The sequence below is a fragment of the Petrotoga miotherma DSM 10691 genome (assembly GCF_002895605.1).
Taxonomy (GTDB): domain Bacteria; phylum Thermotogota; class Thermotogae; order Petrotogales; family Petrotogaceae; genus Petrotoga; species Petrotoga miotherma.
The window spans coordinates 62,991-84,502 of sequence record NZ_AZRM01000026.1 but is presented as its reverse complement, the minus strand read 5'-3'; the positions used below and the strand labels follow the sequence as shown (position 1 = coordinate 84,502).

At 33.9% G+C, this 21,512-nt stretch carries 15 protein-coding genes, 3 tRNA genes and 1 pseudogene; 7 read left to right on the top strand and 12 right to left on the bottom strand.

Annotated features, from left to right (window positions below; translation table 11 throughout):
• Positions 1 to 37: 37 nt before the first annotated feature.
• A complete protein-coding gene (locus X928_RS05680; protein WP_103078866.1) occupies positions 38 to 2,176 on the top strand; it encodes an alpha-galactosidase in 2,139 nt (712 codons plus the stop codon).
• A gap of 87 nt (positions 2,177 to 2,263) precedes the next feature.
• Here the strand turns inward: X928_RS05680 and X928_RS05675 are convergent.
• The 3 genes from X928_RS05675 to X928_RS05665 all read right to left on the bottom strand — a co-directional run bounded on the left by X928_RS05675 (position 2,264) and on the right by X928_RS05665 (position 2,545).
• Positions 2,264 to 2,340 (bottom strand) — tRNA-Met (locus tag X928_RS05675).
• A 10-nt stretch (positions 2,341 to 2,350) separates the two neighbouring features.
• Positions 2,351 to 2,427, bottom strand: a tRNA-Met gene (locus X928_RS05670).
• Positions 2,428 to 2,459: 32 nt separating this feature from the next.
• Positions 2,460 to 2,545, bottom strand: a tRNA-Leu gene (locus X928_RS05665).
• Between the two features lie 149 nt (positions 2,546 to 2,694).
• Here X928_RS05665 and X928_RS05660 point away from each other — a divergent pair.
• Positions 2,695 to 5,139 carry a TolB family protein gene (locus X928_RS05660; RefSeq protein WP_103078865.1) on the top strand — a complete coding sequence of 815 codons (2,445 nt, stop codon included), beginning with the start codon at positions 2,695 to 2,697 and terminating at the stop codon, positions 5,137 to 5,139.
• A 9-nt stretch (positions 5,140 to 5,148) separates the two neighbouring features.
• Here the strand turns inward: X928_RS05660 and X928_RS05655 are convergent, their stop codons facing one another.
• From X928_RS05655 to X928_RS10420, 9 genes and pseudogenes are all read right to left on the bottom strand, one after another.
• Positions 5,149 to 7,545: an efflux RND transporter permease subunit gene (locus X928_RS05655; RefSeq protein ID WP_169926316.1), complete on the bottom strand. Its 2,397-nt coding sequence runs from the start codon at positions 7,543 to 7,545 to the stop codon at positions 5,149 to 5,151.
• Positions 7,542 to 7,979, bottom strand: a complete 438-nt coding sequence (locus X928_RS05650) for a hypothetical protein (protein ID WP_103078863.1) — start codon at positions 7,977 to 7,979, stop codon at positions 7,542 to 7,544. The genes X928_RS05655 and X928_RS05650 overlap by 4 nt, the downstream gene beginning before the upstream one ends.
• Before the next feature lie 4 nt (positions 7,980 to 7,983).
• The gene (locus tag X928_RS05645; RefSeq protein WP_103078862.1) at positions 7,984 to 8,673 is read right to left on the bottom strand and encodes a hypothetical protein; all 690 of its coding nucleotides are present in this window, start codon (positions 8,671 to 8,673) and stop codon (positions 7,984 to 7,986) included.
• Between the two features lies 1 nt (position 8,674).
• Positions 8,675 to 9,955 (bottom strand): S41 family peptidase, encoded by a 1,281-nt coding sequence (locus tag X928_RS05640; protein WP_103078861.1) that lies wholly within the window; start codon positions 9,953 to 9,955, stop codon positions 8,675 to 8,677.
• Between the two features lie 129 nt (positions 9,956 to 10,084).
• Positions 10,085 to 10,354 (bottom strand): metal-sensitive transcriptional regulator, encoded by a 270-nt coding sequence (locus X928_RS05635; RefSeq protein ID WP_103078860.1) that lies wholly within the window; start codon positions 10,352 to 10,354, stop codon positions 10,085 to 10,087.
• A gap of 36 nt (positions 10,355 to 10,390) precedes the next feature.
• Positions 10,391 to 12,283: an ATP-dependent zinc metalloprotease FtsH gene (ftsH, locus tag X928_RS05630; protein WP_103078859.1), complete on the bottom strand. Its 1,893-nt coding sequence runs from the start codon at positions 12,281 to 12,283 to the stop codon at positions 10,391 to 10,393.
• 83 nt (positions 12,284 to 12,366) lie between these two features.
• Positions 12,367 to 13,452 (bottom strand): ABC transporter permease, encoded by a 1,086-nt coding sequence (locus X928_RS05625; RefSeq protein ID WP_169926315.1) that lies wholly within the window; start codon positions 13,450 to 13,452, stop codon positions 12,367 to 12,369.
• A 128-nt stretch (positions 13,453 to 13,580) separates the two neighbouring features.
• Positions 13,581 to 14,483, bottom strand: coding sequence for an ABC transporter ATP-binding protein (locus X928_RS05620; protein WP_103078857.1), 903 nt, complete (start codon positions 14,481 to 14,483; stop codon positions 13,581 to 13,583).
• A gap of 484 nt (positions 14,484 to 14,967) precedes the next feature.
• Positions 14,968 to 15,867: pseudogene (locus X928_RS10420) on the bottom strand (zinc ribbon domain-containing protein).
• 347 nt (positions 15,868 to 16,214) lie between these two features.
• Here X928_RS10420 and X928_RS05605 point away from each other — a divergent pair.
• Genes X928_RS05605 through X928_RS05585 form a run of 5 tightly spaced genes read left to right on the top strand, consistent with a single transcriptional unit; the run spans position 16,215 to position 21,510 of the window.
• Positions 16,215 to 17,216 carry a TolC family protein gene (locus X928_RS05605; protein ID WP_103078856.1) on the top strand — a complete coding sequence of 334 codons (1,002 nt, stop codon included), beginning with the start codon at positions 16,215 to 16,217 and terminating at the stop codon, positions 17,214 to 17,216.
• Positions 17,213 to 18,556 (top strand): TolC family protein, encoded by a 1,344-nt coding sequence (locus X928_RS05600; protein ID WP_103078855.1) that lies wholly within the window; start codon positions 17,213 to 17,215, stop codon positions 18,554 to 18,556. Before X928_RS05605 ends, X928_RS05600 begins: the two co-directional genes overlap by 4 nt.
• The gene (locus X928_RS05595) at positions 18,553 to 19,620 is read left to right on the top strand and encodes an efflux RND transporter periplasmic adaptor subunit (RefSeq protein WP_103078854.1); all 1,068 of its coding nucleotides are present in this window, start codon (positions 18,553 to 18,555) and stop codon (positions 19,618 to 19,620) included. The genes X928_RS05600 and X928_RS05595 overlap by 4 nt, the downstream gene beginning before the upstream one ends.
• A complete protein-coding gene (locus tag X928_RS05590) occupies positions 19,617 to 20,315 on the top strand; it encodes an ATP-binding cassette domain-containing protein (RefSeq protein WP_103076417.1) in 699 nt (232 codons plus the stop codon). Before X928_RS05595 ends, X928_RS05590 begins: the two co-directional genes overlap by 4 nt.
• On the top strand, positions 20,302 to 21,510 hold the full coding sequence (locus X928_RS05585) for an ABC transporter permease (protein ID WP_103078853.1): 1,209 nt from the start codon (positions 20,302 to 20,304) through the stop codon (positions 21,508 to 21,510). The genes X928_RS05590 and X928_RS05585 overlap by 14 nt, the downstream gene beginning before the upstream one ends.
• The last annotated feature ends 2 nt before the right edge of the window (positions 21,511 to 21,512 follow it).

Here is a 21,512-nt window from a genome sequence, read left to right as displayed (position 1 = left end):
AAGGCTCACCATTTAAATGTGAAAAGGAGGTAATTAAATGCCTATAACTTTTGATCAAGAAACGAAGAGATGGTTTTTGGAAACAGAAAATATGGGTTACGTTTTTGGATTAGATGATCAAGGGAAAATTAAAAATTTGTACTGGGGATCAAAGTTACCAAGGTTTCAAGACTATCCAGAAGTTAAAGATCTACTTGTTATGGACAGATACAATTGGAATGATGAGTTTTCAGTGAGAGGAGAGAAGAACAACGTAGAACATTGTTTGAAAGTTGAGTATTACGATGGTGTCAGGGATGTTGTGTTGAATTACAAAAGTTTTGAAGTCAGTGGGAATGATCTAGTAATCAGGCTAAGCGATGATCATTATAATTTGGATGTAAATCTTTGCTACAAGTTTATAGAAAAGTACGATGTTATAGAAAGATGGGTTGAAGTTGAAAACAATTCTAATGAAGAAATAAAGATAGAAGATATGAAATCTACCTCATTGTATGTTGAAAATGATGAAAAAGCAAAATTAAATTATCTTGCAGGTATGTGGGGAAGTGAATTTCATTTAAGAAAAGAAGGTATAAACGAGGGAAGTAAAGTTTTGGAAAGTAGGGTTGGAAAAACAAGCGCCTATCTAAATCCTTTTTTCGCAATCGATTACTCTGCTGATGAAGATCACGGAAAAGTATACTTTGGTGAATTAGCCTGGAGTGGTAATTGGAAAATAGTAGTACAAAAACGTATATACGAAAGAATAGCGATAATTGGGGGGATAAATGATTGGGATTTTAGTTATATATTAGAACCCTCAGAAAAAATTACTACTCCTAAATTTGTGTTTGGCTTTTCAGACGAGGGTTTTACAAAGGCGAGCCAGAATATACATCATTACCAGCTCGATTATATACTGCCAAAAGATAAAGCACACAAATTAAGAAAGGTTTTATACAATTCTTGGGAAGCCACGACGTTTAATGTGAACGAAGAAAATCAAAAAATATTGGCTGAAAAGGCTGCAAAAATTGGTGTGGAACTTTTTGTTATAGACGATGGATGGTTTGGGGAAAGAAACGACGATCATGCTGGGTTAGGAGATTGGTATGTGAACAAAGAAAAATTCCCAAATGGTTTGCAACCTTTGATAAGCTATGTTAAGTCCTTAGGAATGGATTTTGGCATATGGGTAGAACCGGAGATGGTTAACCCTGACAGCGAGTTGTATAGAAAACACCCTGACTGGGTGATTAGTTTTCCAAATAGGCCAAAATCACTTCAACGAAATCAATTGATGCTTAATTTGGCAAGGGGAGATGTAAAAAATTTCATCATTGATTTCATGGATAATCTTTTAACACAGAACGATATAGATTTCGTCAAATGGGATATGAACAGGCATGTTTTTGAGTCAGGATGGATGCAAGTGGAACCACGAAAACAAAAAGAAATATGGGTTAAATACGTGTGGAACTTATACGATATTTGGAAATATTTAAGAGAAAAGCATCCACACGTTACTTTTGAAAACTGTTCCAGCGGTGGAGGAAGAGTGGATATAGGCTTAATGCAATATGCGGATCAAGTATGGACAAGCGACAACACAGATCCATTTGATAGATTAGAGATCCAAGAGGGTTTTTCCTACGCATACGCACCAAAAATAATGATGGGATGGGTAACTGACTGGGGAGGAAAAGAGACTTATCCTTTAGCGTACAGATTTCATTCATCGATGATGGGATCTTTAGGAATTGGTGCGGATTTAAATAAATTCTCTGAAAAAGATTTCTATTTGGCAAGGTATCAGGTTCAATTGTATAAAGAGATAAGAGAGATAATACAAGAAGGCTATCAATTCAGGCTTTCTTCCGTTACAAATGATAGGTATTTTGCGGTGGAATATTTGAGTAAAAACAAAGATGAAGGTGTTTTGATATATTTAAGGAATCCTAGAAGGTTTGGTTTGTTTGATAGGGTGGATGTCAAGCTAAAAGGTTTGGAAAACGATGCTGTATACACTGTTTATGAAGGGCTTCAGGGTGAAGAAAAAGAGATAATTAAATTATCTGGAAAGGCATTGAAAGAAAGGGGAATTATAATAGAGGATTCCTCTAAAGATTTCTTCGAAATTGGAAAAGTAACTCATTTTTATAGCAGAATTTTGAGGTTTAAAAAGAGTAATTAATAATTCGCTAAAATATTAAAATAAAGCTAAAAAAGATGGGGCATCTATTTAAATTACCCCATCTTTTTATTTAAAAAATTTCATTTATGGTGGCGGCGAAGAGATTCGAACTCTTGACACTACGGGTATGAACCGTATGCTCTAGCCAACTGAGCTACGCCGCCATATAACAAATGGTAGCGGGGGTAGGATTTGAACCTACGACCTTCGGGTTATGAGCCCGACGAGCTACCAGACTGCTCCACCCCGCACCAAGTAATGTAGTATAATTAATTTAAAAGGGTGCCGAGAGTCGGACTCGAACCGACACGGGTATCTCTACCCAGCGGATTTTAAGTCCGCAGCGTCTACCAATTCCGCCATCTCGGCATTAATTCCAAAAATAAGTCTATCATAAAAAGGGAAGTTTGTCAATACCTCATCGACCATTTTAATTTATATATTCGATTTTTTATAAATTTTAGAAAATTATATTATAATTAAATGATCATTAAAAAATCAAAGGGGTTGGTTAGTGAATGAGAATTAAAGGATTTAGAAAATTATTTGTATTGATATTTTGTCTGTCGATTTCTTTAACGATTTTTTCTTCTTCTGTTTATACACCACCTAAAGATCTTTATCAGGTAGAAACAGAGAATTATAGGTTTGTTTTTGAGAAAGATCTTTATTATTTTTACGAAGAAATAGCCAATACCGCTGAAGAGTTGTATACAAAGTACACTTATTTTTACGGTTCAAATCCTGGTAAAATCACTGTTTATATTTTAGACGATGTTGATTTTACAAACTCTTTTGCTTCCACAGGTACCAATGTGATAAGACTTTACGTTAATCCTCCAGAAGATTTTTTAGCGTTGGGGGGAAACGTAGAAGATTGGGGTAAATTTGTTTTTTCTCATGAGTTGAATCACATTTTTTATGGAAATGATGTTAGAGATCCTTTTATATCTTGGATTCCTAGTAAATTGATTAAAAATACGCTTAACATGTATCATCAGCCAAGCTATTTGCATGAAGGTCTTTCTATTTACATGGAAAGTAAAGAGTTTGGAGGAAGATTTGAAGATGATCTTTTCAATATGTATCTAAGATCTGAGATACTGAGTAACAACTTCCCGAGATATTATTTGGGTTCAGGTTCTTTAATCGATATATGGAGTCCTGCTGGTTTTAACTATATGTATGGAACAATTTTGGTAAAAGAAATAGTTAATAATTATGGAGAGGGCGCATTGAGACAGATAATAAGGGTCTTAAATACCAACGTTTTTAGCAATTTGGATGAAGCGTTTTATTGGGTAACAAAGGATAGTTGGACCAGATTTTTGGTAGATATTAAGCAAGAATATCTTAATGAATACGATCGATTAAATGAAAAAGGTTACAAATTATCTTGGTTAAAAATCGATGACACTTATCAAAATACAGGGAATCTTAGAACTGATGGGGTTTCTCTTTATGGATATTTGGTTATGCCTGATCAACCAAAGGGTGTATACAAAGATAACGAATTAATTAAAAAGGGAGTAAGTTCATTCGATGTAAATTCAAGAGGTGATCTTTTGTACTTAGTGACTACCTACAATATGGGATATTACACAAATAAGTTGTATTATGATTGTGATTGCCTAAACGGTGAAAGGCTAATAGATGAGAGGGTTAAAGCTTTTGGTTTTGTGGGAAACGATAAGATAGCTTATTCAAAATTAGATAAAGGCTTGACCGCTTTGTATTTGTACGATTTAAAGACTAACGAAGTAAAAAAGTTAATAGATTTTGGTAAGTATGTTTTTAACGATATTGTAGGAAGAGAAGATAAAATATATTTTTCCGCTAATTACAATAACCAAACGGACATCTATTCATATGATCTATCACCAGAAAAAATTTATCAAATTACAGATGATGAAGTTAAAGAGCTCGGGTTATTTATCGATAATGATTTTATATATTATTCAGCTAATTACGAAGATGGGATATACAATATTTATAGGTTAAACACAAACAACAAAATGGTTGAGCGCCTGACAAATTATTTAAGCGGTGGTTTTGACCCAGTAGTTTTGAACGATAAGTTGTACCATTTAGTTTACGATCATGAGGGATACCATTTGAGTTATTTAGATTTAGAAAGTGCAGTTAAAGAAAGCTTTGTTTTACAAGGCGAATTTACACAAGTTGATTTTGAAAGTTATGAAATATATTATCCTGAAGATGTTCAAGTAGAAAAATACACGTTTGAAAACCCTTATATAGTGCCATTTCCAATTTTAGCCATTGATACAGAAGAAAATATTTTATACGGAGCGGGTGCATTTTTTATTAGCGAGGCTATGAACTACATTGGGTTTGTAGATGCATATTCATATGGGAATGAAGTGTACGGGGATTTATCCTTGACCTTTGATTATTATACGACTAACAGTATAACTTTGAGCTTGATAGAAGAAGATATTTTAACAAGTTTCTATGTTTCCAATAGTTCTCTTTTGTATTTAGGAAATACGATAAACACATTTGTGGGAGGTGGAGGTTCCTTTAAAAACACAACTTTTGAAAAGTATGCCTTAGATTCTGTTTTCCAAATAGGTCCCTACTCTGTTAACAATTACGATATTTATGAAGTGGGGTTAGGAATCACGTATGATTCAAGTTCTGGTATAAACGCAAATTTAGATAAGCCTTTTGTAGTATTTGACACGAAGATAGACCCTTACATTGGGTATGAGAATGAATCTATATACGCCGGAAGTAAGGTAGAAAAGACATTATGGAGACCATATATCTCTTTTGAATCTGGGAAGTATAGATTCGATGGAATAAAGGCAGGAGGAGATATCAAGTATGATTTTGGACAAGAAAAATTTGATTATCTTGCTTACATTCAATTTGATCTGAGTATCTTTTATTGGTTGAATGTACCATTGCAGATAAACAGCGATATGTTCAAACCAAAATAAATAAGTTAATTATTTTTTCCTTTTCCAAAATTTTTTTAGCATTTCTCTGTTTACAATGAACATAACAGCTGTAAACAACCAGGTAAAACCCAAAGACATAGACATCGTCAAACTAAATTCTTTTAAAAGTTCTCCTCTAGAAAATTGAAAACTCAAGAAAGAAAGCGTTGTCGTAGAAAGTGAAAAGGTTATAGATTTTAAGATATTCCAAAAGTTTGTTTTGTTATTACTGAACGTATGGTATATATGGAGAAATCCATCTATACCTATACCAAAGATTAAGGGAAAAGTTAGAACGGTTACGAAAGTAGCCCTTATACCTATTAAATACGACACTCCAAAAGTAGCTAATACAGAAATTATAAGGCTAAACATAGCTTCTGATGGTTGAACAACATTTTTTCTAACAATAGCAGTTATACCCCATATGGAGATGAAAGATAGGAATAATGGTATATAAAATCTTTGTCTAATCATCTCCATTATTTTATATGTTGCTTTTGGTAAGCCTAGAATGTTTTCTCCCTTTTCCCCCAAGGCATCAAAGAAAATTTTTATTCCGTTGTTACTCCAAAGGCTGAATTTGGGAGTGACCTCTAAAAGAAGATATTTTTGGCCATCCTTCTCTATTAAAAAATTACCCCTGAGATCCTCAGGGAAAATATCCATTATATTCAAAGTAAAATGGTAAAGGTCTGAAGAGCGTGCTGCTGCATCTATCAGTTTTAGACTGTCAGAATATAAATTATATTTTTTTAAAATGGATATTATTATTGGATTATTAATAACTTGAGATAAACCTTCAAGTTGCGTTTTTATCTTAGAAAATTCTCCAAGATTTTCTTGAATTATGTCTGGCAAACTGTTGACAGATTCCACAACCCCCGTATCTAATAATTCTTTTTTGACTGTTTCAATATCTTCGTCAACTCTCATTAGATATTGCAATGTATCAAAAGAAATATTTCCAAAGTGTTTTAAAATTTGTTCTCCAACCTTCACAGATTCTGAATTGGAAGAGATTAACCCTGGAGGCGTATACGAAAAATTAGTGTAATTAATTAAACCCACAACGCTGAAGATCGAAACCGCTGGAACCACTATGATAAAAATCATTTTTGAGTTTTTTGATATAAAGTGAGGGAATTTTTTAAAGGTGTTGTCTATTTTGGCCGTAAAAGGAGAAATTTTTATGTTTACTTTTAAAGCGTAAATTAATGTTGGGACAAAAAAAATCATTATACAGAAAAAAACCAACAAGCCCAATGAGCTAACGATTGCTAATTCGTTAAAAGCGGGTAATCCCATGAAAAAAAGCGTTAAGAAAACTATGACAGTAGTTATCATTCCAAAGAAGAGAGGGAAAAGGATTCCTTTGTAAGTAGAAGCTAATGCGGTAGTGAAGTCACCAATATCCTCAATTTCTTTTGAAAATCTCGTCATCACATGAATCCCATAGGCTATTCCCAAGCCTAAAGTTATCGCCATGACAAAAGAAGTTACAATATTCAATTCTCCGAAAGTTAACGTGATGAGTCCCATCGTTAAAAGTGTAGATACTATCAAACCTAAAAGTACTATTATAGAAGAAGTAAAATTACCAAATGCAAAAGCGAATAAAATAGTTATGAATATTATGGATAAGGTTGTGGTTAATCTAAAATCTTCCATAACCGTACGATTAGATTCATATTCCGTGACGTAAGAATTAGTCAAACCCGTTTTTATATTGAAAGTTTTTTCAATCTCTGTCAGAATTGAATCCACTTTTGGAACAATGTAGTTTACATAATCTAAATCAGAGGAAGGTTTGTTGAAAGTGAGTCCCATAATCATAACTTCTCCATCAGGTGATAAAGTGTAGTAGGTACTAATTAAATCGGTATTTTCACCAGTTTGGAGAATATTTTCTAAACCATAAATATCTTCCAAAAAGCTATCCATTTTTTCAAATAATTCAAAATCATACGTGAAATTTCCATTTAATAAACCGCTAAAACTTTGTAAGTCCTCGTACATTGTGTATATTAAATCCGTTTGGCTTAAATTTATGATGCCGTATGAAAAAAGGAATGATAGATCCGTTTGTACGAAACTCAAAAAAGTAGGTTCATTTTGTATCAAATCGTGAAAAGTTTCGGCAATTTGTGAAGGCTGAGCATTATCGTTGAGAAAAAATGCAGCAACCATAACATCAGATCCTTCGAGAAACGCTTGTTCTTCAAGAAGTTCAACAACAATTTCTGAGTCTTGAGGTAGTATTTTCAACAAATCTGAGTTTACCTTCAATTTCGTAGAAAAAAAGCCAAGGATAATTGTAAACACTAAAACTACCGCTATTATGTAATAAGCATTTCGGGTGATAAAATTTGCAAGTTCTAAAAAGAAGTCCTTTTTTTCTCTCACAATAACCACCATACTAGGAAAAGGTCAAAAACAATACCTATTATCACCGAATAATAATTCTTCTTTTTTAAGTCTATATAAAATCTTAAAATAATTACCCATAAAACAGAGAAATAGAGAAAAGGCTTTCCTAATAAACCTAATGTAATAGGAGAAACGGAAGAAATGTATGCATATAGTAAATTAGAATCAGAACAAAAAAGCATTCTTATGCCCGAACTTAAATAAGAAAAAAGCAGTATAAAAATAAGTAATTTAAGTTTGAAAACGTCAAAACGTCCCACTTCAAGTAGCAGCATATTTCTCAAAAATACTGGAGAAAAAATGTAAAATAGGGTTATAAGAAATGGGATAAAAAAGGATTTTTTTGTGACGTTGAAAATATTTTTTGGGTTTATAAGAGAGTTGAAAAAATCTAAAAAAATATTTGACATTTTTTCATCCTTCGAATATAAGAACTGAAACATTCGGTTCAATATCTATATTTTCCTGTTTAAAAACATCCAACAGAGGGTTCACTGCAGGATTGTTAAGTAAATCCACATCTACGATAACTCCACCATATTCGTTCAAAGAATTTAAAATATCCCTATTGAAAGAATACGATCTATAATCCTGTTGTGTGAATAAGTTATATCTGGATTTCATTATATTTATCGTGTTTTCATCAAATTTTTCAAGGTTCAAAACATATATCTTTGGAGTTAATTCTAGGTATAAATTGTCTGTTATAAGTTGATAGTAGGGTAAAGTTAAACCATATAGTTCGTAATCGTTTCTTGATTCTTTGTACCTAACATCTGTGGAGATAATCAAACTTCTAAAATCGTCGTAAGCGTTTTTAGTAACAGGTTTGATAGTTAGTTTGTTGTTTCTAAAATCAAATTTTAAAGTTCCTACAAAAACTCCATCATCCATTATATTACGAGTTATAATGGAAAGGTTGTTCGCATCATTTAATTGATCATATAAAAAAGAAATATCATAATTGATATTTTTTACTGTAAATTTGGGAGATTTTTCTATATTGTAATTGGTACTTTCTATTCGGCCCATTGAGAAATATAAGCCGATGGACAAGGAAAAGAATATTAAAAAAATAGATATTACCCATCCATAAAAACGCAACTTAGTTACCCCCAGTTAAAAAGTCCAAGGCAGTTTTCAGTTGCAAATCTTCTTCAATATTTAGTACTGGTTTTTCTGTTGTCGTGTAAAAAGCTTGAGTTGCTTCTTCTTCAGATATTTCAGTCATAGAGATGACTTCCCTTTCTGGATTGCTTACCTCTATATCAGGTTTTATCCCTTTTAAATGAATATCTGATCCGCTTGGCGTGAAGTAGTGAGCGATAGGTAACCAAATTTCTCCTCCGGTGGATAAGGTAAATGTGTTTTGTACTGCGGCTTTTCCATAAGTTGTTTCTCCAATGACGGTTGCTACACCATTATCTTTAAGTGCCCCGGTTAAGATTTCTGATGCGGATGCTGAACCTCCATTCACCAACAAAACAATAGGGATATTTTGTAAAAAACTGTAATAATTACCTGGAATATTTGGAATTGTTTCTTTTGTACCATCAAAATATTTAACACTAACTACTTCACCGCTCTTTAAAAACATGGAAGTAATATCAACAGCTGATTGTAAAAGTCCACCTGGATTATTTCTTAAATCAATTATTATCCCTTCTATTTCCTGATTCGAGAGATTATTTAAAGCTTCAGTCATTTCCTGAGGACTTGATTTGGCAAAATTAGTGAGTAGTATGTAGCCTAAATTTTTATTTTTGTATTGTAACTTATCGAATTTTACTGTCTTAGTTTCTATTGTTTCTCTTATTAATGTTATATTCTTTGGTTCATTCCATGAGTCACGGTATATTTCCAAGGTAACTTCTGTGCCGGGTTCACCCCTCATTAGCGAGGCTGATTTGCTAAGGCCGAGTTCGGATGTAGGGGTACCGTCAACGGATAAAATGTAATCGTTAGGCATTAATCCTGCTCTTTGTGCAGGAGTTCCATTCATTGGTGAGACGATAATAACGGCATCCATTTCATAATCATATCTAATAGTTAACCCTACTCCACCATATTTACCTTCTATGTCTATTTTACTTTCTTCTGTCTGAACGGAATCGAGATACCAGGCAAAAGGATCATCCAGTCCTTCCATCATCCCTTCAATTGTGGCATCCACTATTTTGTCATAATCAACGTTCTCTTTGCCATAATAATAATTGACTATGTAGTATAGCGTAGAGTAAATAGGTTCTTCAAACTTATCTAAATAAATTTGCGTTACAGAATCCTTTTGATAACTATTAGAAACAGTGTCTGCAAAGATCCAAGAAGTAATAAATAAACCAAAAATTATTATTACGGATAGTAATTTTTTCTTTTTTTTACTCATCTAAGTCTCTCCTTGATAAAATTTTTATAAGGTCATCTATAGAAGCTCTAAAGTTTGTTTTAGCGCCCCTTCGACCCGCAGGCCCACCCATACGGATAAAAGAATTTTTATTATTTACCCTGCTCACAATCATATTTCTCTAAATTTTGATAAAACCTGTATTAATTCGTCTAACATCTTTTCGTTTCCTGTTTCTTCATATTCTAATATACAGCTTTTTGTGTAACCTTTCATTATTTCTTCTGCGGTTTTGTTCAAAGCTCCTTTCACCGCAGACAACTGTGTTAATATATCTGCACATCTTCTCTCTTCTTCCAACATTTTTTGAAGGCCCCTAACTTGACCTTCTATTCTTTTTAATCGTCTGATTAAACTATCTTTATTGTAGTTTGAAGACATGGCTACACCTCTCAAAGTTAAGATGTTTGTTATATTTTAGGCATAAGATACAAAAAGGTTTGTTTCTTTTACATCTTTATCTTTTAAAACGTAGTCATTAAGCTCTTCTATATCCATTTCCATCATTTTTTTGAACTCTTTTCCAGAGATATTCTCTTTATTGTAAAGATAAATGGCCAAAAGGTCAAGTCGTTTTCTATTTTCCACCAGTAAATTCTTAGCTTTTTCATAACTGCTAAGAATAAAATTCTTGATCTCTGAATCTATTTCTTTAGCTGTTTCTTGGGAAAAATTCTTCATTCGAGTTATTTCTCTTCCTAAAAAGATTTCTCCTTCTTCTTCACCCCATGCAATGGGTCCGATCTTTTCACTCATGCCTAATTGGGCAACCATTTCCCTTACTAGCTCAGTAGCTCTCTTTAAATCGTTTCCTGCTCCTGTTGTGATTTCGTTGAATACAATCTCTTCAGCAGCTCGTCCACCTAACATACCAACTATTTTATCCTTTATTTCAGGCTCTGTGATTAAAAACCTGTCTTCAGTTGGAAGTTGCATCGTGTAACCTAAAGCTGCTTGTCCACGAGGAACTATAGTGATTTTGTGAACAGGATCTGCGTAGGGTAAAAGGTAGCCTAAAACTGCATGACCCAATTCATGATAGGTGATAACTTTTTTCTCTTTGGGAGTTATTTTTCGTGATTTACGGGCAGGGCCTACAATCACCCTTTCGACCGCCTCTTGAAAATCATCGTTAGTTATGTGATCTCTGTTATCCCTTGCTGCCAGTAGAGCTGCTTCATTTACCATATTTTCCAAATCGGCTCCGACAAAACCAGGGGTACTTTGAGCTAAACTTTTAATATCTATATCGTCTGCGATTTTTTTACCTCTTAGGTGAATCTTTATAATTTCCTCTCTCGCCCTTAAATCAGGTACATCCAAGAATATTTTTTTGTCGAACCTTCCTGGCCTTAAGAGGGCTTTATCTAAGATATCAGGCCTATTTGTTGCTGCCATTACAACTATACCTTCTCGTGGATCAAAACCATCCATTTCAACTAATAAAGCGTTTAAGGTTTGTTCCCTTTCATCATGACCTCCACCTAAGCCCGTTCCTCTTTGCCTTCCTACGGCATCCAATTCATCGATGAAAATTATTGCAGGGCTATTCTCTTTGGCTTCTTTAAAAAGGTCTCTGACTCTGGATGCCCCAACACCTACAAATAATTCAACGAAATCAGAACCCGACATAAAATAAAATGGCACATTAGCCTCTCCTGCAACAGCTCGGGCTACCAAAGTTTTTCCTGTACCCGGAGGTCCTGACAAGAGTACCCCTTTAGGCATTTTTGCTCCCAAGGCACTGAAGTTTTTAGGATCTTTTAGAAAATTAACTATATCTTCTAATTCTTCTTTAACTTCGTCGATTCCAGCTACGTCATTGAAAGTAATTTTATTTTTTCTAGCATCATATCTTTTAGCAGGGTTTCTCCTATAATTGGCTCCAGGTATCCCTTCTCCTGTTCCAGATCTTCTGAACATCCAAAACCAAAAAAACATTAGTATTATTAAGGGCAACATATAGATAAGCATAGTAACCCACCAACTTGCCCCGGTGTTTTGAATATACTCAATCTTAATGCCATCATTTGCTAATGCCCTTACATAAGCTTGATCCGTAAGCAGAGTTGGGGCGTAAACCTGAAAAAGTTGCCCGTTTTTGGCTTTTGCTTGGATTAAACCACTTGTGTCGATCTGCAAACTTATGATTGTGTCTTGATTTATTAAATTCACTAGATCAGTATAACTTATCTCAGTTATGTTCGAGGTATTCAACTGAGAAATGCTCATAAAAATAAGCATAGCCAAAATAAAATATATAAAAAGCGGTCCAAAAAGGGAACCTCTTCTGTTTGGATTGTTATTCATAAAAACCTCCTTTTTCTCTACAATACTTTACCTCATTTATATTTTATAACAATATCTTAAAATATCCAAATTTTATAAAAAAATTATTCCTGTACAAGCTTTTGAAAAGATAAACTAGCAACAATAGAGGTTGTTAAAGCAAAAGTCAAAAGAACAAATATTTGGTTCCTCACATCTCCGATGGAAGCACCAAGGACTACAACCTTTCTTAAAGCATCAGCTGAATAGGTTAAAGGGAAAATCTTCGAAACAGCCTTTGCAAAATTAGGCATCTGTTCTATAGGGAAAAATACGCCAGAAAAAAATATCATAGGAAAAGTTATGGTAGTCATCGTAATTTCTGCGGCTTCTTGTTCTTTAAAAGAAGCTGTTACAATAATACCTATGCCTATAAAACTGAAAGTACCTAAGATAAGTATAAAAATAGTTAGCCAAATCGAACCAACAATATGTACATGAAAAATTAATATAGATATAACTAACACAATAAGGGCTTGCATCATACCTCTCACAGTTTGGGCAATAATTTTTCCTACAACGATACTTCCCCTGCTTATCGGTGTAACCATCAATCCATCCATTGTTCCTAGTTCTCTTTCCCTTGTTATGGAAGCTGCTAAACCTGTCATTACACTCATAATGGAAATCATTGCCATAATTCCTGGGGCCATAAAATCGTAATAGTTAAATTTACTTCCATCGACGTTTGTCAATCTTGAGGAAACTTTTATTGAATTTTGTGAGCTGTTAAATTGTGCAAACATACCTGGTAACGATTCAGCGATCATTATGCCTGCTTGAGGGTTGTTAGGACTAGGAATAATTTGTATTTCTGCATTTCCAGTTGCCATTTTCAATGAAAAATCTCGAGGTACAACAACACCCGCGGTGATTTTACCGTCTATTAATGAGTTCAATAGTTCATCTCTTGTGTTGAATAAAAGGATATTTTGTTCTTCTAATTCATCTATCTGGTTTTTGAACATTGTTTTGGCAATAGTATCTTCAAAGTAAAAACCAATTGCGTTTTGGCCTTGCATATCAGTTTGAGGAAATATATAACTTGTCATTATCATCATGATTATCGGCATTAATATAGAGAAGATGAAAGTTGTTTTTCGTCTTAAGAATGTTTTTAAGTCTTTAAGAGCTATTCTTAGAGTGTTCATTTTTTGCTTCCTCCCAATCTTAATTAGATGATACTGTCTTTTATAGCGCCCCTTTGCCCCGCTCCGCACCCATAAGGATAAAGATATTTTAACCAATAGCCCATTTAAAGCCATTTTTAATAGTTCTATTAATTAGACGTTATTTTTACAAATATGTCCTCTAAAGATGGTTCAATTGTTTTTATATGTTTCAATTTAATATTTTTATTATCAATCTCTTTCAGAAATTCGTTTAAATTGTTTACTTGGTATGTTAATCTTGTACCCTGTATTTCTAGGGGTTCTATTGTTAACAATTTTGCTTCTTGTGTATTTTCAAACTCAACTTCCACCCGTGGGTTTTCATGGAAATATTCTTTTACATTATTTTTGGAGTCTTTGGTGACGATTTCACCTTTGTTAATTATGGCTATAGTATCAGCTAACATCTCAACTTCGTGAAGATCATGAGTAGTTAATACGATAGTTTTTCCCATATCTTTATTCAAATGCTTTATAAAGTTCCTCAAGCTTACTGTTGTATGTGGATCTAGGCCTAAGGTAGGCTCATCCAGGAAAAGTATATCTGGTTGTGGGATAAGGGCCCTTATAATGTTGATTTTTTGTTTCATGCCTGTACTGAATTTTGAAACGTATTCATTGCGCCATTCTGAAATTTCTAAAATTTCAAAAAGTTCATCGGATCTCTTTTTAATCTCTGTGGGTTCCATCCCGTATAATTTTGCAAAGAACTCAACATTTTCATAAGCAGTCAGTCTATCGTATAAAATCATCTTGTCTGCTACTAATCCGATCTTTTTTCGAACCTTTTCACCATCTTTTATAACATTGTATCCTGCAACGTGTACATCTCCAGATGTGGGAACAGCTAAAGTAGTTAAAATCCTTATGGTTGTGCTTTTACCAGCACCATTAGGTCCAAGAAAAGCAAAAAGTTCACCATATTCCACGTCAAAGCTAGCGTTTTTTACTGCCGTAACCTTTTTAAATTTTTTAGTAAGATTCTTAACTTCGATCGCTTTTTCTTCCATCTTTTATCCTCCTAACAAAGAGTTTCATATTATTCAAATTTTTTTCAAGTTCAAAAAGGTCTATGTTTTTTTCCCAATCATACGTTTTTAAGTTAAAGATAAATTTGACGAATTCTTTTTCAAATTCCTCATGTACTTTTAAATTTTTTTAGGTATTCTAACAACAAATATTTGAAAGTAAATTCTCTTGGCATATCCAATTCCTTTCAAAAGACGGATTTTTCGGTTATATATTATTTATATTAAACTTAATATAAGGACTGACAATTTAAAAATATATCTATGATAATATATCTAATTAGATATATTACAAGGTTTATTTTAAGCAAAGAATTCGTTTTCGTGAACTACATCACCAATAAATTGGTGAGCTTCCTAATTCATAGACCATTGCGGAAAAATACCCTAGAAGGGATCTAAGGATAACCCGTCTTACACAGTCTCCAAAGGCTTTACTTCCCCCAGTCCCTGGGGTAGAGTAAGTTTATACAGCAACTAGCTGTTCTATTCCAAACCGCCTAATATTAACAGCAGCATTTATATCTCTATCATGTTTAGTTCCACATTCAGGACATATCCATTCTCTATCAGAGAGTTTCAAATCTACGTTCTTATATCCACATACACTACAAGTCTTAGACGAAGGTTCAAACATTCCTATCTCGATTACCTTTTTGCCTAACCTCTCTGCTTTGTATTTTAGGAATGTTTTGAATTGATACCATCCTTTTGGCGATTCCCCAAACAGAGTTTTTTAATTATTTTCTTATATTTAAAAGGTTTTGGGGGCTTGGGGGTTTACCCGTTTGGCGATTCCCCAAACCATGTTTTTTAACTACTTCCGAGTATTTAAAAGATTTTGGGGGCTTGGGGGTTTACCCCCAACGTATACTGATACTCTTCGTTAGTTTATGCAGAAAATTCTCTCGTGTATTTTTAATTTTCTCATGTATTCTAGCAACTTCTAATTTTGCTTTGTCCCAATTCTGTGAGCCTTGTTCTTTATTTATCGTTATTCTCATTTTCATATAACAGTATATGTTGTGATACTCTAAACGATTGTCTAATTAATTTCTTTTTAAACTTCGGGTATTTACTTTGTTTCTTGAAGAAACGCTTATATCCAGTCTCTAGATTCTTCAAAGATTGTTGTAACGATTGAGAGTTAACATCGGTTAGCCATTGATACTTCTCAGTTTTTTTAAGAGCTGTAAGTACTTTACACCACATATAATAGTTAGTATATGTTTTAGTATTTTTATATGCGTTGTTAGCAAATTCTAAGAATTAGGTTGTATACAAAGCGAGTATGTCCAAAATGCTGGTTTAGTTTCTCAATTTGTTCGTTTGTTGGATACAACCTAAACTTATATGTTTTTAGCATATTTAATCACCTTAATTCAATAGTTGTATGATATAATACAATTGTATCATATATACATATAATTAACAACATTTTTATTTTTGCACATCGAATTCATCTCGCGTTTGAAAACACGAGTTTTCTTCGAATTTTATCGTAAAGAGTAAATTTTTAAGCTATATTTAAGTGAAAGATTATATACTAAAAAGACTTTTGTGAATTTATTATTTTAAAAAAAGAGACAGGACAAGCGAAGGAGTAAATCTTCCACTCTTCCTTATGGGTAGGCTGCGGGGCGAAGAGGTGCAAAATAAAAAGTTTTAGAGTTTTTAAAAATATTACAAAAAACAACCAAAGGAGGAAAAACGATGAAGAAAGTAGTATTGATAGCATTTACACTGATCATAGTTACAGGGATGTTTTCAGCAGGTTTAACAGAGGTATTTGATACAGCTAAAGCAAGTAGTACAATATACAAAACCGCACAGCTTGATCTTGAAAAGACTAACCTCGACTACAACAAGGCTAAGATAGAGGCAACGAACAGGAAATTAGAATTAAGTGGGGAATTAAGTTATTACTCAGGTCTTTCAAACTACAATACCTCTATGAAAGATTACTACGGTGATATAGTAGACAGAGTATTGGATGTTTTCGTTGAAGAAATAAACGTAAAAACAGCGGATTTGCAGTTAAAAAATGCACAGATAACCTACGACAACAACACTGAATTGTTCGACAACGGATTAATCTCAGGAGACGACCTTAAAAGTTCTGAACTCGATGTAAGTGATGCACAGAACAATTTGGAAAGTGCACAATTAAATTTAGAAACCGCCAAAGACAACTTAAAAGAATTATACGAAGGAGATTATAACCAAATAGAAATAAACACTCCAACGTATGAGGGTATATTCGTAAGTGATGAGGAATATTTAAACAACAACTACAATCTAAAAATGGCACAACTAAACGTAGATATTTCACAATACGATCTCAACAACTTACCCGCCAACGCATCATCTTACGATAAAAGGATAGCGGAGATAACTCACCAAAAATATATCTTGAGTTTGCAAGACACTCAAGATACATTGATTGAGGCACATAAAACAACAAAAAATAGTATAGAAAATCTTTACAAAAGTGTGAAAAACTTAGAAGAAAGAATGAACTTAGCTCAGAGTACATATAACGACACAAAGGATAGATTCAACAAAGGATTGGTATCTGAATTGGAGTTAAACAGCGCGAACATAAACTATTTAACATCACAAAAGAGTTATTATGAAAGTGTAAGAAATTACATAAAAGCATACATAAACTACATAATAGACACAGGAAGGAGCCTTGAGGAGGTAGGATTGTGAAAAAACTTATAGTTTTAGTAATAACCCTTCTCGTAGGAATCCTGAGTATATTTGGGATGACGTTCGAAGAGTTATACGAACAAAACTTAGAGAAAAGTTCAGCCTATACCCAAGCGGAGTTGAACTTACGTGGAGCACAATTAGAGATGAACAAAATAGACAAATTCTTTGTTCCATATTTGGGAATATCTGTTGATACAATGAAAACAGGGATAATCCCAGCAGGAACAACAACCGTTAGTGGGTTGGTTTTTGGAGGGGAAGGAGATTTAGAAGGTTACGAGATTTCTTTGGATGTAAACTTCTTAGAAGTATGGGGAGCACAGGTAGGTGTCTCATTCCCTTTTACTTTAAATACAGATGAATGGACAATAGAATCCCCTGAAGCATCAGAGATAGCAATCTCTTTATCTCGAGATCTTACAATAATCGACAGGGCGGAAAGGTTGAAAACTGAAAGCAGTTACTACGATGTGCTCTCTAAATATTACACGGCTCAAACAAATGAACTCATAACGACGATAGAAGATATATTCACCAGACATTACAACGAAGAGATGATTCAAACGTACCAAGATGAAATAGAAATACTGAACCAACAGTACAACTTATCAACCTATGAAGACGAAAAAGAAAACTTAGAAAAACAGATACTTACTGCACAAAAGAATTTAGAAACTCTAAGATCAAACAATGCACCTCTAGAATATTTTGAATACACAGATGAACTTTACAATCAAACAAAAGAAACGGTAGAAAGAATAATAAACGAAAATCAAAACTATCCAACGAATATCGAAGAAAGGCTAGATTTAAAATCGTTACAACTTCAAGAAGAGGCATCGGAAATAGAAAGTAATTTCTGGTTCATTCCTTACCTGCCTTTCAATAAGATAAGTATGTCTATGAATCCATTTTTCGAAGAAGGAGAAAATTTGATTGATAATTTGAGTATAAGTGTAGGATTTCAATTAGCTATATTAGATAAAGGAGAAAGAAAGTTGGCGTCTGATACTATGAAAACAAACGTTGCCGCTTTGACGTACGATGAAAGTATGTTGGAAGTGGAAAATGCGATTAAAAGTTTAGAAACTACCAGAAAAACGTTGAATTATGACTTTAGAGTAAATCAAATAGATTTAGAAAACGCCATAGAAGATTACAATAGAAGTAAAGAATTAAATGATCAAGGATACATAACGGATGAGGAATTAAAATTATCAGAAATAACGTTAAACAGGGCACAATTAACGAGTGAAAAGACGGAAAACGACATTCTGACAAACGAATTAAGAATAATGCAGCAATACTATGTGGACATATGGGGTGATATAAATTGAAAAGAAGAGGAAAGATAACGATATGGACAATAGTGATAGTAGCTATAATTGTAGTAGTTGGGATAATATTTTTTCCAATGCAAAGTTCACCTACAACTTCTGAAACAAGTGGATTACCGTCAATATACTTAGAATACGAGGTAAAATCAGATGGCGTAGGAGATTCGATAGAAGTGGTGGGAAACATAACGGCTGAGATTGAATCAGTGATCCCAAAAGTTTCTGGAGAAATAGTTGAGGTATACGTAGAAAAAGGAGACGAGGTTGAAGAAGGTCAGATATTAGCTAAAATAGATGATCTTGACTATCAGATAGCGTACTTGAATGCCTTAAATGATTACGAATCATCAACCAACGTAGGTGAACGGATGAAGGAAGTAAAGAGGTTACAGTTGGAAAAAGCAAAGAAGAATTTGGAAGAAACTGAGATAAAATCCCCTGTTTCAGGGATAGTAAACACAGTAAATATTTCCAAGGGGGATATGGTTGGAACAACTTCTGCCGTATTAACTATAGTGGATAATAGCACAATAAAAGTTGAAACTGCGGTTGATGAAATAGATTTCCCGCTTATAAATGAAGGCATGGACGCAACAATAAGAATAGATCCTTTGAATTTAGAAGAGCCAGGAGTAATAACATGGATTAGTCCAACTACTCAAACGGATATGGGGGTAGTTGTTATACCAATTGAAATTGAATTTACACAAGATAATCCTCAAAATCTCCTGATTCCTGGTATGACAGCCGATGTAGAAATAGTTACCTTAAAATTGGAAAACACAGTAGCTGTACCAAAAGATGCCATTCATGAAGGGGTTGATGGGTCAAAAATAGTATACAAAAAGACTGCAGAAGGTGGTATGGAACCTGTTCAAGTACAAACTGGAAAAGAAACGGATAGCATGGTTGAAATAACTGCGGGTTTAAAACCAGGAGATAAGGTTTTGATATTGCCATCTCAAGAAGAAGCACAAAGAATAATGCAAAATTATGGTATTCCAATGGGAGTACCTGTTGCTCCAGGCGCTGTTCCTCAAGGTCCTGGAGGAGGCGGATTTTGATGGCAGTAATGGAATTAAAAGATGTATGGAAAATATACGATGTTGGAGAAGTAAAAGTTGAGGCACTGCGCGGGGTTTCTTTTAATGTTGAAGATGGTGAATATGTCATCATAATCGGACCTTCAGGTAGCGGTAAATCAACTTTGTTACAAATTCTTGGTTGTCTGGATAAACCTACAAAAGGACAGGTATACATTGAAAATGTGGAAGTGTCCAAAATGAAAGATAGAGAATTAGCAAGGGTAAGAAACAAAAAGATAGGATTTGTATTTCAAAGTTTCAATTTACTTCCAAAGTTGAGTGCATTGGAAAATGTTGAACTACCTTTAATATATGCGGGTGTACCTCAGAAAAAAAGAAGAGAGATAGCAAAAGAACAATTAGAGTTAGTAGGGCTCGGTAACAGGTTAGATCATAAACCAACTCAACTATCGGGTGGGCAACAACAAAGGGTAGCAATAGCAAGGGCTTTAGCTAACGATCCAGCCTTTCTTTTAGCTGATGAACCAACGGGGAACCTGGATACTAAAAGTGGAGAAGAAATTCTTCAAATATTTAGGAAGTTGAACGATATGGGTAAAACGCTAGTTGTCGTCACCCATGATATGAGAATGTTAGATGAAGGATCAAAAACGATTAGATTGTTGGATGGAAGGATCCAGTCGATAGAGGTGAACACAGTTGGAAATACTTAAAGAGACCATTAGATCATTGCTTTCTAACAAGTTGAGGACGTTTCTTTCGATGTTGGGAATAATAATAGGTGTTGGTGCGGTAATGACGATAATAGCCATAGGTGATGGAGCAAGGCAGGAAATAAACAACACCGTTTCTTCTCTTGGGTCAAACATTATTATGGTTAACTCCACTGTGTATTCAAGATTTGCATCTCAGCCCCTGGAGTTTCAGGATGCGATTAACATTAAAAGTATGGTTCCACAAGTAAAGAATGCTACAGGTGTTTTAAATTCAAATTTGACCATTGAAAGTGCTGGAGAAACAATTTCCGGATCGGTATTTGGAGTTATGCCTAGTTTTTTTGATATAATGAACTTAAATATTGCTTATGGTAGAAGGTTAGATGAAACTGACGAAGAAGAATTAAGGTCGGTTGCCGTTATAGGTTATAATATAGCTAATGAATTATTTGGTCGTCAAAATGTTGTTGGTGAACGAATCAATGTTATTCAAAGTGGAAATTCTGGTAGTAGAAAGGTTTCTTTTGAAATAGTTGGAGTTTTGGAAAAAACCGGAACAAGGTTATTATTTAACGTTGATGATATGATCATACTCCCCCATACAGTAGCAGATTATAGGTTGTTTCACATGAATGGAAGGACGAGCTCTATTTTTGTTTCAGCAGTAGATGAGAATACTGCAGAATTGGCAACCATGGCGACGGATTTTTATCTTTATAGAAAATTTGGAGATTCTGATAAGTACAGTATATTAAGTCAAGATGCTATTTTAGAAGCTGTTAATCAAATAACAGGAATTATGAATGTGATACTGGTAGGAATAGCTGCAATTTCGTTAGTCGTAGGCGGAATAGGAATAATGAATATTATGCTCGTTACCGTTAAAGAAAGAACGAGAGAGATAGGTATAAAGATGGCTATAGGAGCCACAAGACATAGGATTTTGATGGAATTTTTAGTAGAAAGTGTAGTTTTAACGGTGGTAGCTGGTATAATAGGTATGATATTAGGTGGGCTTCTCTCAGGTTTAATAGCATATTTTGGCAGAGCTTTTGGATTAACGGCCGTCATAACGTGGAAATCGATCGCTTTATCCTTTGGGGTATCTGCCGTGATAGGCTTATTCTTCGGTATATACCCAGCAAATCAAGCGTCAAAGTTGAGCCCAATAGAAGCGTTAAGATACGAGTAAAG